The following is a 16,388-nucleotide window of genomic DNA, read 5'->3' on the forward strand; positions in this document are numbered from 1 at the left end:
GAAATATGACAGAATGCGCAAAAAAGCGCATTACCCCACAAATTTATTTTCGAATTACGCTCGGTAGTGTTCGAAATCAAACAAAAAGCCGTTCCGACATGGCTAAATGATAAAAAAACGAACATGAGGGCAAAGAGTGACCATTCACGATCCTCACCATAGCGATGTGATTATCATTGGCGGCGGCGCGACCGGGGCAGGCATAGCGCGTGATTGCGCCCTGCGTGGGCTAAAAGTCGTGCTGGTTGAGCGCCATGACATTGCTACTGGCGCTACCGGGCGTAATCATGGTCTGCTGCACAGCGGCGCACGCTATGCGGTTACCGATAACGAATCCGCTCGCGAGTGCATTACAGAAAATCAGATCCTCAAGCGCATCGCCCGCCACTGTGTTGAACCTACCGACAGACTGTTCATTACTCTTCCTGAAGACGATCTTGCGTTCCAGCAGACCTTTATTGCCGCCTGCACCTCGGCGGGCATTGATGCCGAGGCCATCGATCCCCTTCTCGCTCGTCGACTGGAGCCTGCCGTCAACCCGGCACTCATTGGCGCGGTTAAGGTCCCGGACGGCACTGTCGATCCCTTTCGCCTGACGGCCGCCAATATGCTGGATGCCCGGGAGCATGGGGCGCGTATCCTGACGGGCCATGAAGTCACCGGATTGATTCGCCGGGGAGATAGCGTGTGCGGGGTGCGACTCTTTAATACGCACTATCGCGAGCACAGCGAACTGTACGCCAGCGTAGTGGTCAATGCGGCGGGCATCTGGGGGCAGCGCATTGCTGAGTACGCCGATCTCTCTATTCGGATGCTTCCGGCCAAAGGATCGCTGCTGATCCTCAATCACCGCATTAATCACCATGTGATCAACCGCTGCAGGAAGCCTGCCGACGCCGATATTCTGGTGCCCGGCGATACCATCTCCTTAATTGGCACCACCTCCACCCGCGTTGACTATAGCGAGATCGATGCCAACCGGGTCACGCCTGAAGAGGTCGATATTCTGCTGCGCGAAGGTGAGAAGCTGGCCCCCGTGATGGCGCAAACCCGCATCCTGCGCGCCTATGCCGGAGTGCGCCCGCTGGTGGCAAGCGATGATGACCCGACCGGGCGCAGCGTCAGCCGTGGCATCGTGCTGCTCGATCATGCCCAGCGTGACGGGCTGGAGGGGTTTATCACCATTACCGGCGGGAAGCTGATGACCTATCGCTTGATGGCGGAGTGGGCTACCGACGCCGTGTGCCGCAAGCTCAATCATAGCGCCTCCTGCACTACCGCCCGCGATCCGCTGCCCGGCTCACGGGAGCCGATCGACGCGGCGCGAAAGACCTTCTCGCTTCCCGCCCCGCTGCGCGACTCGGCCCTCTATCGCCACGGCGACCGCGTCTCCGCCTGGCCTGAGGATACCCGCCACAGCCGCAGCCTGTTGTGTGAGTGCGAGGCCGTCACCGCCGGAGAGGTGCAGTATGCGGTTGAGCATCTTAACGTGCGCTCCCTGCTCGATCTGCGTCGCCGGACTCGCGTCGGAATGGGCACCTGCCAGGGCGAGCTGTGCGCCTGCCGGGCTGCCGGGCTGCTCAACCGTCTCAATATCACCAGTGAGGTGCGAACCCTAAGCCAGCTGTCGCAGTTTCTTAACGAGCGCTGGAAAGGGATCCAGCCCGTCGCGTGGGGGGATGCGCTGCGGGAGAGTGAGTTTACCCGCTGGGTCTACATGGGGTTGTGCGGGCTGGAAAAGGAGGAGCCGGATGAACTTTGATACGGTGATTATCGGCGGCGGGCTGGCAGGCTTGCTCTGTGGTATTACCCTGACAGGTCGCGGCCAGCGTGTCGCCATCGTCAGTCGGGGAAGAAGCGCGCTTAGCTTCTCCTCTGGCTCGCTGGATCTGCTCTCCCACCTGCCCAACGGCGAGAAGGTGACGGATCTTAACGCCGGGCTGGCGAGGCTGGCTGACCTTGCCCCGATGCACCCCTACGCGCTGCTGGGACCTGAGCGGGTAATCGAGTATGCGCAGGAAGCCCAGCGCCTGCTGGCCGACTGTGGCCTGGCGATGCAGGGCCGCGTAGAGACGCCCCACTTGCGCGTAACGCCGCTGGGCGGGCTGCGCCAGGCGTGGCTTAGCCCGCAGGAGGTGCCGGTTGCGCCATCGCCGGGCATGCACGTTGGCATCGTCGGCATCGAGGGCTTCCTCGACTTTCAACCCGCGCTTGCCGCCGCCGGGTTGCGCAGGCTGCGGGTTACCGCCACCGCATACGAAGTGACCCTCCCCGCTCTCGACATTCTGCGTGACAACCCGAGCGAGTTTCGCGCCGTCACTATCGCCCGGGTACTTGACGACGACGCGCAGTTCGCCCCGCTCTGCGACGCGCTCCGGTCTTTAAGCCGGGAGCATGATGTGCTTTGGCTGCCCGCCTGCTTTGGCCTGGCGGATAGCCGCGTCTGGACCCGCCTTAATGAGACACTACAACGTCAAGTGCAGCTGCTACCCACCCTTCCACCGTCGGTGTTTGGCATGCGGATGCAAACTCTGCTCCAGCAGCAGTTTATTAAAAACGGTGGCGTCTGGCTGCCCGGCGACGAGGTGCTGAACGCCTCCGTTAGCGCGGGCCGGGTCAGCGCGCTCTGGACGCGCAAACATGAGGATATTCCCCTGCGTCCGCGGCATGTCGTGCTGGCCAGCGGCAGCTATTTCAGCAACGGTCTGGTTGCCGAACGCCAGGGCATTCGCGAAGCGGTGCTGGATTTAGAGGTCCAGCAGCCTGCGAGAGGCGACTTGTGCCGTGACGATCTGTTTGCTGCCCAACCGTGGCAGCACGCTGGCGTACGTACCGACGATACGCTGCGCGGCTGGCAACACGGCGAGCGGCTTGAAAACCTCTACGTTGCCGGTTCGGTACTCGGCGGTTTCGATGCTATTACCCAGGGATGCGGCGGCGGGATCTGCGCCGTGACAGCATTACACGCGGCGCGGCAGATCTGCGCCAGGGAGAGTTTGCAATGAGCATGACGCAATTCGAGAGCTGTATAAAGTGCACTGTCTGCACCACTGCCTGTCCGGTAAGCCAGGTGAATCCGGCCTACAGCGGCCCTAAACAGGCTGGCCCAGATGGGGAGCGCCTGCGGCTAAAGGATCCAGCGCTGTTTGATGAGTCGCTAAACTACTGTACCAACTGCAAACGCTGTGAAACCGCCTGCCCTTCCGGAGTTAAAATTGGCGATATTATTCAGCGCGCCCGCGCGCAGTACGCCCAACCTAAAAATGGGCTGCGCAATACCCTGCTCAGCCATACCGATCTGCTCGGCACGCTCTCCTCCCCGATCGCGCCGCTGGTTAATACCACTACTGGACTCAAACCGGTGCGCCAGCTGCTGGACAAGGTGCTCAAAATTGACCATCGCCGGGCGCTGCCCAAATATGCCCGCGGCACCTTTCGTCAGTGGTACCGGCGGCAGGCCGAACGTCAGGCGACCTACTCTGAGCAGGTGGCCTTTTTCCACGGCTGCTATGTGAATTACAACCAGCCCCAGTTAGGGAAAGATGTGGTGAAGGTGGCTAACGCGCTGGGGATCGGCGTGCAGCTGCTGGATAAGGAGCGATGCTGCGGCGTCCCGCTGATGGCAAACGGCTTCTATGATAAAGCGAAAAAGCAGGCGGCGGTGAATCTTCGCGCTCTGGAGCAGGCGATTATTGGTGACGGGCTGACGACGATTGCTACCTCATCCACCTGCACCTTCACGCTACGCGATGAGTATCCGCACCTGCTGGATCTGCCCAACGATCAACTGCGGCCGCATATTGACCTCGCCACGCGCTGGCTGTGGCGCAAGCTGAACGAGGGTCGTACCCTGCCGCTGCGGACGCTACCGCTGACGGTGGCCTACCATACCCCTTGCCATATGGAGAAGATGGGCTGGACGCTCTACAGCCTGGAGCTGCTGCGGAAAATTCCAGGGGTGAAGGTGATTGTGCTGGACTCGCAGTGCTGCGGCATTGCCGGGACCTACGGTTTCAAAGCGGAGAACTACCCCACCTCGCAGGCAATTGGTGCGCCGCTGTTTCGCCAGATTGAGGCGAGCGGCGCAGATATCGTGGTGACCGACTGCGAAACCTGCAAATGGCAGATTGAGATGTCCACCAGCAAACGCTGTGAACATCCCATTACTCTGCTGGCGCAGGCCCTGGCGGATTAGCCAACAAACAGGGAATCGACGACGTTTACCCAGCCGTGATCGCTGGCGACCTCTTTACCGCTGAGCCAGCGGCGTAGCATGTTCAGCGCCATCATGGCACACACCTCCTGACGCGCCGCCACGCCGTGGCGTCCGGTGGTGAATTTAACCCGCAGAGCATGGGTGCCCTGCGGCGTGGCAAGGGCAAAGTTAATATGCTGCTCCTCGTCCATTCCACCAACGGTCAGTGCCAGCCCGGCCAGATGACGGTTACGCAGCTCGACTGCCCAGCGTGCGGTCTGCTCCAGCGTGTCGGCCTGGAACGGCAGCACCTCACTCGCCAACAGCGGGGCGGAAGCGCGGGAGAGCTGTAACGCCAGCAGGCCGCTGGTAAACTGCTCGCTGACGGTCAGGCTGAGCTGCTGCTCACGCATCTTCTCTGCCAGCAGGGCCGGTAGCCCCTGAGTACCTTCAAAAATCAGGCTCTCCCCGGCGACGCGCTGCACCTCTGGCCACAGCGCTTCCATCGCCTCGCGCTGCTCCGCCGGGCCGGTCAGCTTCAGCTCAATAATCGGCATGGACGAGCGATAGCCCATCACCACCCCTTCCGGCAGCTGAAGGTGATCAAGACTCTGGGCCAGATCGCTCTCAGAGCGGCCAAAGGTGGTCAGGCGCAGGCAGACTGGCGGCAACGGCAGGCTAAAACGCTGCCGCAGACGCGGCAGGATCTCCTGCTGCACCATCACCTTGAATTCAGAGGGTACGCCAGGCGTAAAGAACATCAGGCAGCGATTGAGCTTGACGGCAAAGCCGCAGGCGGTGCCCACCGGATTATCGATCAGCTCCGCGCTGGCCGGGATCTCCGCCTGCTTGCGGTTGCTGGACGCCATCACGCGTCCGCGCTCGGTAAAGAAGCGCTCCATGTGGCTTAGCCACTCTTTATGCAGCACCAGCTCTTCGCCCGCCGCGGTCGCCGCCGCCAGGGCGCTGAGATCGTCGCTGGTCGGCCCCAGGCCGCCGTTAACGATAAGAACGTCAGCCTGTTCGCTGCGCTCGCGCAGGATAGCAACCAGATCGTTAAGGCTGTCGCCCACGGTATTGCGGCGCGTCAGCGGCAACCCTTCGGTGAAAAACAGATCGGCAAGCCAGGCGGCGTTAGTATCAACAATCTGGCCGTGCAGCACTTCATCGCCGGTAGACAGCATTTCCACATTTATCATCGTTATCTCCCTTACCTGTTGTCGGAGTACTATAACGCATGGGGAAACAAATAGCGGCAGGATCCAGCAGAGGAAAAGGCGCGGCAGATCGCCGCGCCAGGGGATTAGAAGCTAGCGTTAACCCCAACGTAGGGGCCATCGGCAAGCGCATTATCGCGGTTACCGTCTTTACCCGCCAGGTTCAGGTAACGATAGCCCGCTTCAATGCTCAGCGGACGCATGATAGTCCAGCGCGCACCGGCGTTGGCTTCCTGATAGCTTTCGATACCGCTGGAGAGCGAATCCGGAGAGTAGTAGTACTCGCCAAACAGGCGGAAGCTGTCGCCGATCGGCCACTGCAGGCCGCCGCCAACCGCTGCGGCATAGCCTTCATCGCCGTCGTTTGGATTGGTATAAATACCTTTACCGCCAACGGTCGCCAGCATCGGACCGAGCGGAATATTAAGACCCAGACCCAGGCCAGCAGCATCGCCGTCGTCGTCGCTGTGCGTCCAGTTGCCGCTTAACGCCAGGCCGCTGGTTTCAGTCCCAAACCCGGCCGCCAGGTTAGTGTAGTGCTCCCCTGCCTGACCGCTGAGGCTCAGCGCGCTGGCCGATGCCGATACCAGCATCAGGCTGGCCACTCCCCACAAAATTCTCTTATCCATTGCCCTTTTCCATACAAAAAATGTAATACGCCCCAAAACCGGCACAGTGTACAAGCCTTTACTCCCTGCCGATGGGCGAAAAGTGTTTTACACGGTTTAGCGCCGCAGGGGAAGCGCTATCCGTCGCGCAGAGTCTGCTGAACCCAGTCGGTCAGCGACCGGCGGGAGATTTTAATCCCCCCGCCGTTAAGGCGTTCGGGCAGGGCCAGCCAGTGCACCGGCTGCTGGAAGCGGGCAAGTTTATCGTTGATCCACTCCGCCAGCGCGTCGATAGCAAAGCCGCTGGCGCACTCCACTACGGCGACCGGACGCTGACCAAATTCGTGGTCGGCCAGCGGCACCACAAAGGCCTGTTGCACGTGAGGATGGGCGACAATGACCCGCTCCACCTCCTCGGGCTGGATCCCCTCCCCGCCGCTGAAGAAAAGATTATCCATTCTCCCGAGCACGCCCAGCCGCCCGTTATGCAGCACGCCACGATCGCGAGTGGCAAACCAGCCCTCGGCGTTGACTAGCGGGATAAGTTCACCATGATGCCAGTAGCCTGCGGCCATACTCTCGCCGCGCAGCCATATCTCGCCGTTGACGACTCGCACCTCGCGTCCCGGCAGCGGCTGGCCGACGTCTGGCTCACCATCGGCTGTTTTTGCACACACCGTAGAGGCAAACTCGGTCAACCCGTAGCCGCACCAGGTGCGGATCCCTTGCTCGCTGGCGCGAGTGGTAAGCTCAACCGGTATGGCCGCACCTCCCAGTAATACTGCCTTCAGGCTTACGCCAGCGTTCTCATTAAGCAGCCGCCAGAGCTGGGTCGGCACCAGCGAGGCGTGGGTACACCCCTCTAACGCCTGTGCCAGGGGCTGTTTGTCGCGCACCGTCAGCCGCCCACCCGCCAGCAGCCAGCGCCACAGGATCCCCTGTCCGGAGACGTGAAACAGTGGAAGAGAGAGTAGCCAGTCGTCCTCCTGACAGTAGGGCAGCAGAGACAGCACGCCGCGAGCGCTAGCTAAGTGCGCAGCAGCGGTATGTACCACCGCCTTCGGCAGACCGGTAGAGCCGGAGGTTAAGGTCATGGATGTTAGCCGCTGCGGCTGCCAGCTGACGGCACCCTTGCCTTCTGCTTCGCGTATTGTCAGCGCCGGAAGCCCGATGCCGCGCCAATTGTCACCAAAGCTCAATGTATGTTGTAACGAAAGTGGTGGCAGCAGCTCTGCCAACAGCGCATCGGGCAGTTGGGGGTTAATATGCAGCACCCGTACCCCGCACTGGAGCAGCGCCAGCCAGGCCAGCAGCGTCTGCGGTGAGTTGCCGGCGCGCAGCAGCACGCCCTCGCCTGGCCGAACGTTCTGCCGGGCAAAACCGGCCGCCAGCCCATCGATGCGTGAACAGAGCGCATGCCAGCTAAGCGTTTCGCTGTTCAAACGCACGGCGGCGTCGTTGCCTCGCTTCGCCCGCCAGTGACGCCATGGCCAGTCGGCAAAGGTCATCGCAGCGGCTCCAGGGCAGCAATATCAATGCACGGCAGGGTGCTGCCCGGCCAGCGGCGAACCTGCTGGGCCTGCATCAGGCTCAGGGTGTCGAGGCCCGGAATGGTCTGCGGCGTCAGCCAGGCGGCAATCCGCGCCAGCTGGGTCAGGCCAAGGCTTGACTCGATGGAGGAGCTGATCACCGCCGTCATCCCCAGGGCATGGGCAGCCTGCACCTGCTCGCGAACCTTATCCAGCGCACCGGTGAGCATGGGCTTGATCACCACCGCCTTGACTCCTGCCTCGGCGACAAGCGCAAAATCAGGCTCGCGGAGGCTCTCATCCCAGGCGATGGCGATCCCGGTATCACGGGCAAAGGCCAGCGAGTCGGCACAAGTTCGGCACGGCTCCTCCAGGAAAGCGATGCGGGCGCGATGCTCTGGATGGATATACTTCGCAAACTGCTGCGCTTTTTGCGGGGTCCAGGCACGGTTAGCATCCAGCCGCAGCTGAAGATCGGGCAGCGCTTCGAGCAGCAGATTGACCACCATACCGTCACGCACCGCTTCATAGAGTCCCACCTTCACCTTCGCAACCTTCTCGCCGGGCATGGCAGCAAGCTGTAGCACCAGCTCGTCAGGGTCACCGGTGCAGAGCGGTGCGGCGCGATAGTCCGCTGCCTCAGGTAAGGTTTCGGCCAGCTCCGCCTGCGCGCAGCTTACGCCAAAGGCTACCGACGGCATCTCCGGTAGCCCATCCTCACCCTCCAGCCAGCGTTCGACCCAGCCCAGCAGCGCGATCTCCGCTTCGTCCCTAGTTTCACGGCTGAAACCTGGCAGCGGGGCAATTTCCCCCCACCCTTCGCGTTGGCCTTCACCCAGACAGAGATAGAGACCTTCGCGGGTTTTTAGCCGCCGCTCGCGCAGCACAACCCCCGCATCCATCGGGATCTGCCAGCGGTAAACCTGCGCCCGTCGCATTACGGATTCCGTTTAAATTTGCTGAAGTCCGGCTGGCGCTTCTCGTTGAAGGCGTTGCGTCCCTCCTGCCCCTCTTCGGTCATATAGAAGAGCATGGTGGCGTTGCCCGCTAACTCCTGAAGTCCCGCCTGGCCGTCGCAGTCGGCATTGAGGGCCGCCTTGAGGCAGCGCAGCGCCATCGGACTGTTTTGCAACATCTCGCGACACCAGCGCACCGTCTCTCTCTCCAGGTCGGCAACCGGCACCACGGTATTGACCAGCCCCATGTCCAGTGCCTGCTGCGCGTCGTACTGACGGCAGAGGAACCAGATTTCACGCGCCTTTTTCTGCCCAACAATACGGGCCATGTAGGCTGCGCCCCAGCCACCATCAAAAGAGCCGACCTTCGGGCCGGTCTGACCAAATACCGCATTTTCTGCCGCAATGGTCAGATCGCACATCATATGCAGCACGTGGCCGCCGCCGATTGAGTAGCCCGCCACCATCGCCACCACCGGTTTCGGACAGGTACGGATCTGGCGCTGGAAATCGAGCACGTTAAGGTGGTGCACTCCGGAGTCATCCTGATAGCCGCCGTAGTCGCCGCGCACCTTCTGGTCGCCCCCGGCGCAGAAGGCTTTTTCACCTTCGCCGGTGAGGATAATCACCCCAACCGCATCGTCGTAGCGGGCGTCCGCCAGCGCCTGAAGCATCTCCTTCACCGTTAAAGGGCGAAACGCATTGCGCACCTGCGGCCGATTGATGGTGATTTTGGCGATGCCGTCCGCGGATTTGTGGTAGCGAATATCGCTGTAGCCTTCAGAACAATCCTGCCACTCTATTGGGGCGTAAAGCATGGATTCATCGGGGTAGATCATCAGAGTTCCTTAATCAGTAGCGCAAAATGTGCGCCAGACAGGCCGCCGCCCCGCCAGGATTTTCCCGGTGGGCATTGTGTCCGGCGTCGTTAATCAGCTGGCAGGGAGCCGCAATCTCTGCACCGAGGGCGCGAAATTTGTGGTCGTGCTCGCCGCACAGGTAGTAAATGGGAAAATGGCACCGTCGCAACGCCGGACGGAGATCGGGCTGCACCGCCAGCGAAGTCGCCTCCAGCATCGCAGCCAGCGCCGCACCGCTGTTCTCACTGCGTAGAGTCACCAGCTCCTGGCGCTGTAACGCAGTCAGACCGGTAAAAACCGGCTGCCGGTACCAGTCATTAAAAACGTCTGCAAGCGGCTCCTCGCGAAAGCGTTGCGCCCAGCGGGCATCAGAGAGCCAGCGTGCCTCGCGGGCGGCGGAGTAGGTTAGCCCCGGATGCGCCCCCTCCACGATTACGCCTTCTAATTCAGCAGGATGCCGGCAAGCGTAGAGCATGGCGATGCGGCCCCCGAGGGAGTAGCCCACCAGCCAGCATTTCAGGATGTTGTAACTAAAAAGAGTGGCATGCAGCTGTAAGCTCACCTCATTAAAGTCGCGAGCGTAGATGGCCGACGAGCCGCCGTGGCCGGGAAGATCGATATAGAGTCGGGGGTGGCGGGAGAAACGCTCCCCGACTGCCATCCACTCTCGGCTATCCCCAGCAAAGCCGTGCAGGAACACCAGCCAGGGCAGATCGGCCTGTCCCGCTTTTGCTACCGCATGGAGGATCATAGCTGGCTAACCTGGGCAAGGAGCTGCTGCAAGGTTTGCGCCCCCTCCTGCGGATCAACCACCAGCTCAATAAGCGTCGCCTGAGGCGTGCGCCAGGCGCCTGCGAGTGCCGACTCCAGCCCGGCCCAGCTCTCTGGGCGATGGTAGGCTAAACCGAACATTGCCGCCGCATGGTCAAAGTGAACGTTCTGCGGCATCAGGTAGAACTGCTCGCGCTCGGCCTGCGGGGTCGGCAGCAGAGAGAAGATCTGCCCGCCGTTATTGTTCACCACGATCAGCACAAAGGGGGCGGAGACCTGGCGCAGTAGCGCCAGCGCGTTGAGATCGTAGAGTGCAGAGAGATCGCCCACCAGCGCCAGCGTCGGCCTTGCGGTGGCCCGCTGCACCCCGGCGGCAGTAGAGAGCAGGCCGTCAATGCCGCTGGCACCCCGGTTGCTGTATACCGGATAGCCCGCCGGCAGCTGCCCAAGAGCATCCACCAGGCGTACCACCAGACTGTTGCCAAGAAAGAGCTGCCCCTGATCCGGCAAAAGCTCCGCCAGACGGTGGGCCAGTTGCGCTTCGCCAAAAGTTTCACGCTGAGCCGCAACGGCCTGCCGCGCCCGCTCCGCCAGGGTTGGGATTGCTGTATACCACGGATGACGCTTTTCGGCCGGGTGCAACGCCAGCCACTCGCCAACGCCGGATAGCAGCCGTCGTCCGTGATGGTGCGCCGGATCGAGGCGGCCTGGAATGTTATCGACCAGCCAGTACTCTTCTGGCGTGCAGGTTGCCTGCCACTGCAACAGCCGTTTTCCGGTCAGGCTGCTGCCCAGCTGAATGACAATCTGCGCCTGGGCCAGCTCGCTTACCGCGCTGGCGTTGCCCAGCCACAGATCGGCGCAGGGCAGCGGCTGTCCGGTCTGGGAGAGCACGTCACCGATAAGCGGCCAGCCCAGGATCTGCGCCCACTCGGCAACCCGTTTGCCCTCGGCGGCGCTCATCCGCCCGGCCATCACGACGCCGCGCTTCTGCCGCCAGAAGAACCAGTCGCGCTGCTTCTGGCTCTCGCGCCGGATCTCCTCCCGCAGCCACGGGCAATTGCTCTGCCACCAGCTGCCCAGCGCGCCCTGCCACTCGAGGCCGGAATCATCCAGCTCACCGTAGAGCGGCTCCGCAAAGGGAGAGTTGATATGCACCGCACCGCCGTGCAGCGACCCAAGCGCGTTATCCAGAGTAGAGACCAGCCAGCGGGCCGGGATCTCCCGAGCCGGGCGCGGCAGCGAGACTGTCTGCGCCGGATGCGAGCCAAACATCCCTGGCTGGCGAATCGCCTGATTCGCGCCGCAGTCGATAAGCTCTGGCGGACGGTCGGCGGTCAGCAGGATCAGCTTTTCACCGGTCAGTCCGGCCTCAATCAGCGCGGGGTAGAGATTCGCCACCGCCGTCCCGGAAGTGACGATCACCGCCACCGGCTGCTGGCTGGCCTTTGCCAGTCCGAGCGCCAGATGACCTAGCCCGCGTTCGTCAAAATGGGTATGGTGAATAAACGCCTTATTCTGCGCTGCCGCCAGGGTGAGCGGCGTCGAACGGGAGCCAGGCGCGATGCAGACGTGTCTGACCCCGTGCCGCGCCAGCGTTTCGAGGATAACTTCCGCCCAGCGCCGGTTGAATGAGCTTGCTGACATGAGTTTGTCCGGTATCAAGATTACGGACCAGTATACGGAAACGCAGAGGCGGGATTTTTGATGTAAATCGGTAAGGCGTGAGGAAGCGAGAAAAAACAGCGGGCGCTGCCCTTAAGACAGCGCCCGCATCGAAAGACCGTTACGGTATTAGCGACGCAGCAGCAGGCCTAATACCAGGCCAGCAGCGGCACCGATACCCACGCCCTGCCACGGTTTTTCATGCACATAGTCATCTGCGCGGTATGCCGCCTGCTTAGCACGCACATAATAGGTGTCGGATGCCTGGCTAACGCGGTTTTTTACATCGTGCAGGGCCTGCTCGGCGCGTGCTTTCAGCTCGACATATTTCTGGTCGGCCGGATCGCCGGAGGAGCGTAGCACTTCTTCCAGCGTGTCGCTTAGCAGGGTCAGGTCGTCATCGATACGGGTACTCGTAAATTGGTTAGACATTAGGTTTCTCCATGTTTTGCACCTGTCAGCTAACTATAGACAATGACTTGCGGTTACGCCTGGTCAACTTTACCTGTGATTTCACGCGCCATACCAATATGTGGAATGCCATCTTCGTCGTAGACGTCGGTCACCGGAATGAAACCAAAGCGGCGATAGAAGCTCTGTAAGTGCGCCTGTGCACCCAGATATATCGGGCTTTGCGGCCAGTTTTGGCTACAGCGGGCAACCGCCCTTTCCATTAGCTGGTAGCCCAGTTTTTCTCCCCGTACCGCAGCGCTAACGATGACGCGGCCAATCACTACCGGGGCAAAATCATCCTCGCTTTTCAGAATCCTCGCATACGCCACCAGCTCGTTATCGCGCCAGCCAAGCAGATGTCGGTTTTCGCCGATCAGATCGTCACCGTCAACGTCGAGATAGACGCAGTTCTGCTCAACGACAAAGACTTCGCAGCGCAGCTTCAGCAGGGCATAGAGTTCAGAGACGGTTAATTCAGAATGATGCAGGTCTTGCCAGCGGATCATGGTGCGCTCCTTTTTATACGTAGCTCGCTATAATAAGGCTTTTACCGACCCAGAGCGCATATGGAACTGATATTTTTAGGCACCTCGGCAGGCGTCCCCTCGCGCACGCGAAACGTCAGCGCGGCGCTGCTCAATCTCCGCCACCCGACGCGGCCCGCACTGTGGCTGGTGGACTGCGGAGAGGGTACCCAGCAGCAGATGCAGCGTACTGCATGGCATCCCGGCAAGCTTGATCGCATATTTATTACCCATCTCCACGGAGATCATATCTTTGGCCTGCCGGGCCTGCTTTGTAGCCGTTCAATGGCGGGAAACGTCCACCCGCTGACTATCTATGGTCCTAAAGGGCTACGGGAATTTATCGACACCGCCTTACGCCTGAGCGGCTCCTGGACCGACTACCCGCTAACGGTAGTGGAGATTGAAGCGGGGCCAGTAGTGGATGATGGCCTGCGCCGCGTCACCGCCGTTGCCCTTAACCATCCGGTGGAGTGTTACGGCTATCGCATCGAGGAGCACGACAAACCCGGCGCGCTTGACGCCGCTGCGCTGATGGCGCAGGGCGTCAAGCCCGGCCCACTTTTTCAGCGTCTTAAAGCTGGCGAGAGCGTCATGCTGGAAGATGGCCGTCGCATCAACGGGAAAGATTTTCTTGCCCCTGCCGTGCCGGGCAAAAAGCTGGCGATGTTTGGCGACACCGCCCCCTGCCCAGGCGCGCTAACGCTGGCCCGTGGCGTGGACGTAATGGTGCACGAAACGACGCTGGAGGCGGAAATGGAGGAGAAAGCCAATAGCCGGGGTCACAGCTCGACGCGTCAGGCGGCGCAGCTGGCGCAGGAGGCAGGCGTCAGCAGGCTGGTGATGACGCACATCAGCTCACGCTACGATGACGAGGGCTGCCAGCGGCTGCTGGCGGAGTGCCAGGCTATCTTCCCTGACACGCTGCTGGCAGAAGATTTTGCGGTGGTAGAAATTTGATGTAAAACCCACCTCCACTTTTTCTTCAGCGTGCCGATAACTGTCTAAACGCAGGTATTTCACTCTGAGGGCATAATGGATAGTTTCCAGAAAGACATCGATGACAGGGCTAATCTCACCCTGTCCAACCGCTTTGAGCTGTTACTGTTTCGCCTTGGCACGTCACAACATGAACAGAAATCGGAACTCTACGGCATCAACGTATTTAAGCTGCGTGAAATTGTGCCCATGCCTGTGTTTACCCGCCCTGCCGGGATGAAATCGCCCCTGCTGGGAATGGTCAATATTCGCGATCAGGTGATTCCGGTGATCGATCTCCCTGCCGTAGCGGGCTGCAAACCTACTACCGGTCTGAACATTCTGCTGATTACCGAGTATGCCCGCAGCGTGCAGGCCTTTGCCGTCGAGTCGGTGGAGAATATTACCCGTCTGGACTGGAAGCAGGTACATACGGCGGAAAAGGCGATTAATGGCCGCTACATCACCAGCATCGCCTGCCTTGACGAAGAGAAAGACACCAACAACCTGGCGCTGGTGCTGGACGTTGAGCAGATCCTCTATGACATTGTGCCGTCCGATCATGATGTTCACGCCAACAATGCCGCAGTACAGAAATTCAATATCAAACCGGGCGCGGTGGCGATCGTCGCCGAGGATTCAAAGGTAGCACGCGCGATGCTGGAGAAGGGTCTGGAGACCATGCAGATCCCAAACCAGATGCACGTGACTGGCAAAGACGCGTGGGAGAAGATCCAGCTGCTGGCCCAGCAGGCGGAAGCCGAAGGCGTACCGGTGAGCGATAAGATCGCTATGGTGCTGACCGACCTCGAGATGCCGGAGATGGATGGCTTTACCCTGACGCGCAAAATCAAAACTGACCCGCGCCTGAAGCACATTCCGGTGGTGATCCACTCCTCGCTCTCCGGCAGCGCCAACGAAGATCACGTCCGCAAAGTACAGGCCGACGGCTATGTCGCCAAGTTTGAGGTTACCGAGCTGTCGGCGGTACTTAAAGAGGTCATGGATCGCGCCTCGAGCAAGGCCAACGGTCCGCTGATTAGCCATAAGCAGGCGGTGTAATATATCAACGCCTGATGGCGCTGCGCTTATCAGGCCTACGGTCTACGTTAAATAGACGAAAAAAAACCGCCGAATTTCGGCGGTTTTTTATTTTACTCTAACGCGTTACATCAGCGGCTGGGCCATCTGTACCAGGCTGATCAGCGGCTGCGGGTAGACACCCAGCAGCAGCACCAGCAGCGCAGAGATCAGAACTACAATCCCGCCCGCGCTATAGGCCCAGTCGGACGGCGCATCGCGGTTGAGCTGCTGCGGCGCATTGAGGTAGAGGCTCACCGCTACGCGCAGGTAGTAGTAGAGGCCGATAGCCGAGCCAATCACGACTGCCGCCGTCAGCCACCAGAGGTGGGCATTCACACCCACCGCCAGCACGTAGAACTTCCCGATAAAGCCGAGCGTCATCGGGATCCCCGCCAGCGAGAGCATCATCACCGTCATCACCGCAGAGAGGATCGGACGGTGCCAGAAGAGGCCACGGTAGGAGTAGAGCGAATCGGCATCCGGGCCACGGTACGGGCTGGACATCAGGCTGACCACGCCGAACGCACCGAGGCTGCTGAACAGGTAGCCCGCCAGGTAGACGCCCACGGTCTCCATCGACATCTCGCCGCTCTGCAGGGCAATCAGCGCCACCAGCAGATAGCCGAGGTGTGAGATAGAGGAGTAGCCGAGCAGACGTTTGATGTTAGTCTGGCTCAGGGCCATCAGGTTACCGAAGATGATCGAGGCGAAGGCAATAATGCCCAGCACCACGCGTACCGCTTCGCTCTCACCCACCGGCGCATAGAGGAACAGACGCATCACCACGCCAAAGATCGCAATCTTGCTGGCGGTTGCCAGGAAGGTAGAGACCGGCGCAGGCGCGCCCTGGTAGACGTCCGGCGTCCAGAGGTGGAACGGCACCAGCGACAGCTTGAAGCCAAGGCCAACGATCATCAGGCCAAGACCGATCAGCAGCAGCGGCTCGTGCAGCATGCCGTCGCCGAGGCTCTTACCGATGGCCAGGAACGACAGGTTGCCGGAGTTGGCATATACCAGCGCCATACCAAACAGCAGGAACGACGATGCTGCGGCAGAGAGGATGGTGTACTTGATGCTCGCTTCCAGAGAGCGCTTCTGGCGGAACGCGTAGCCAATCAGGCCGAACAGCGGCAGCGAGATCAGCTCGATGCCGAGGAACAGCGCGGCAAGATGGTTAGCGTTAGCCAGCAGAATGCCACCGAGGGCGGCAATCAGCACCAGCAGGTAGAACTCTTCTTTATTATCTTTGTACCCTTCCAGCCACGGGTAGGCAAAGGTACAGGTCGCAAGGCTCGCCAGCAGTACCAGCCCGGTATAGAGCATGGAGAAGCCGTCAACGCGCATCAGCGGCGTCACGTCCATGGCTCCCGCCTGGCCAACCAGCCAGAGCGAGACCAGGGCGGCGTTCAGGCCGACAACGGCAATCGTGGCGTTCAGGAAGTGGTTGCGTCGCCACGCAATGGAGAGCATCACAACCACCACCGTCAATCCGACGATCAGCAGCGGTAGCAGCGCGATCAGGTGTTGTGGAGTAAGTGTCATATGCGCT

At 60.8% G+C, this 16,388-nt stretch carries 15 protein-coding genes; 5 read left to right on the top strand and 10 right to left on the bottom strand.

The genetic code is table 11. From position 1 onward, the window contains the following. Nucleotides 1–136: 136 nt before the first annotated feature. The 3 genes from glpA to glpC are packed head-to-tail and all read left to right on the top strand — an operon-like array spanning nucleotide 137 to nucleotide 4,195. Nucleotides 137–1,762 (top strand): anaerobic glycerol-3-phosphate dehydrogenase subunit A, encoded by a 1,626-nt coding sequence (gene glpA, locus RTM13_RS12130; RefSeq protein ID WP_312212262.1) that lies wholly within the window; start codon nucleotides 137–139, stop codon nucleotides 1,760–1,762. Further along, nucleotides 1,752–3,005: a glycerol-3-phosphate dehydrogenase subunit GlpB gene (glpB, locus tag RTM13_RS12135; protein WP_312212263.1), complete on the top strand. Its 1,254-nt coding sequence runs from the start codon at nucleotides 1,752–1,754 to the stop codon at nucleotides 3,003–3,005. The genes glpA and glpB overlap by 11 nt, the downstream gene beginning before the upstream one ends. Further along, nucleotides 3,002–4,195, top strand: coding sequence for an anaerobic glycerol-3-phosphate dehydrogenase subunit GlpC (gene glpC / locus RTM13_RS12140; RefSeq protein WP_312212264.1), 1,194 nt, complete (start codon nucleotides 3,002–3,004; stop codon nucleotides 4,193–4,195). The genes glpB and glpC overlap by 4 nt, the downstream gene beginning before the upstream one ends. Here the strand turns inward: glpC and RTM13_RS12145 are convergent. From RTM13_RS12145 to RTM13_RS12185, 9 genes are all read right to left on the bottom strand, one after another. Beyond that, nucleotides 4,192–5,394 carry a nicotinamide mononucleotide deamidase-related protein YfaY gene (locus RTM13_RS12145; protein ID WP_312212265.1) on the bottom strand — a complete coding sequence of 401 codons (1,203 nt, stop codon included), beginning with the start codon at nucleotides 5,392–5,394 and terminating at the stop codon, nucleotides 4,192–4,194. The two genes, glpC and RTM13_RS12145, sit on opposite strands and share 4 nt — an antisense overlap. A gap of 104 nt (nucleotides 5,395–5,498) precedes the next feature. Beyond that, entirely contained in the window at nucleotides 5,499–6,041 is a 543-nt protein-coding gene (locus tag RTM13_RS12150) for a YfaZ family outer membrane protein (protein WP_312212266.1), read from the bottom strand. A gap of 116 nt (nucleotides 6,042–6,157) precedes the next feature. Further along, nucleotides 6,158–7,528 carry an o-succinylbenzoate--CoA ligase gene (gene menE / locus RTM13_RS12155; RefSeq protein ID WP_312212267.1) on the bottom strand — a complete coding sequence of 457 codons (1,371 nt, stop codon included), beginning with the start codon at nucleotides 7,526–7,528 and terminating at the stop codon, nucleotides 6,158–6,160. Beyond that, on the bottom strand, nucleotides 7,525–8,487 hold the full coding sequence (menC, locus tag RTM13_RS12160; RefSeq protein ID WP_312212268.1) for an o-succinylbenzoate synthase: 963 nt from the start codon (nucleotides 8,485–8,487) through the stop codon (nucleotides 7,525–7,527). The genes menE and menC overlap by 4 nt, the downstream gene beginning before the upstream one ends. Further along, a complete protein-coding gene (menB, locus tag RTM13_RS12165; protein ID WP_312212269.1) occupies nucleotides 8,487–9,344 on the bottom strand; it encodes a 1,4-dihydroxy-2-naphthoyl-CoA synthase in 858 nt (285 codons plus the stop codon). Before menB ends, menC begins: the two co-directional genes overlap by 1 nt. Nucleotides 9,345–9,357: 13 nt before the next feature. Continuing rightward, nucleotides 9,358–10,116: a 2-succinyl-6-hydroxy-2,4-cyclohexadiene-1-carboxylate synthase gene (gene menH, locus RTM13_RS12170; RefSeq protein WP_312212270.1), complete on the bottom strand. Its 759-nt coding sequence runs from the start codon at nucleotides 10,114–10,116 to the stop codon at nucleotides 9,358–9,360. Further along, the gene (menD, locus tag RTM13_RS12175) at nucleotides 10,113–11,783 is read right to left on the bottom strand and encodes a 2-succinyl-5-enolpyruvyl-6-hydroxy-3-cyclohexene-1-carboxylic-acid synthase (RefSeq protein ID WP_312212271.1); all 1,671 of its coding nucleotides are present in this window, start codon (nucleotides 11,781–11,783) and stop codon (nucleotides 10,113–10,115) included. Before menD ends, menH begins: the two co-directional genes overlap by 4 nt. A gap of 147 nt (nucleotides 11,784–11,930) precedes the next feature. Next, nucleotides 11,931–12,233, bottom strand: a complete 303-nt coding sequence (gene elaB, locus RTM13_RS12180) for a stress response protein ElaB (protein ID WP_103819015.1) — start codon at nucleotides 12,231–12,233, stop codon at nucleotides 11,931–11,933. Nucleotides 12,234–12,286: 53 nt separating this feature from the next. Continuing rightward, nucleotides 12,287–12,760, bottom strand: a complete 474-nt coding sequence (locus RTM13_RS12185; protein WP_312212272.1) for a GNAT family N-acetyltransferase — start codon at nucleotides 12,758–12,760, stop codon at nucleotides 12,287–12,289. 60 nt (nucleotides 12,761–12,820) lie between these two features. On the opposite strand from RTM13_RS12185, the gene rbn reads away from it, so the two are divergent. Further along, nucleotides 12,821–13,738: a ribonuclease BN gene (rbn, locus tag RTM13_RS12190; RefSeq protein ID WP_312212273.1), complete on the top strand. Its 918-nt coding sequence runs from the start codon at nucleotides 12,821–12,823 to the stop codon at nucleotides 13,736–13,738. A gap of 75 nt (nucleotides 13,739–13,813) precedes the next feature. Beyond that, nucleotides 13,814–14,818, top strand: a complete 1,005-nt coding sequence (locus RTM13_RS12195; RefSeq protein ID WP_312212274.1) for a chemotaxis protein — start codon at nucleotides 13,814–13,816, stop codon at nucleotides 14,816–14,818. Between the two features lie 105 nt (nucleotides 14,819–14,923). Here RTM13_RS12195 and nuoN read toward each other — a convergent pair whose 3' ends face one another. Continuing rightward, a complete protein-coding gene (gene nuoN, locus RTM13_RS12200) occupies nucleotides 14,924–16,381 on the bottom strand; it encodes an NADH-quinone oxidoreductase subunit NuoN (protein WP_312212275.1) in 1,458 nt (485 codons plus the stop codon). Between the last annotated feature and the right edge of the window lie 7 nt (nucleotides 16,382–16,388).

The sequence above is a fragment of the Pseudescherichia sp. genome, assembly GCF_031979925.1.
Taxonomy (GTDB): Bacteria; Pseudomonadota; Gammaproteobacteria; order Enterobacterales; family Enterobacteriaceae; genus Pseudescherichia.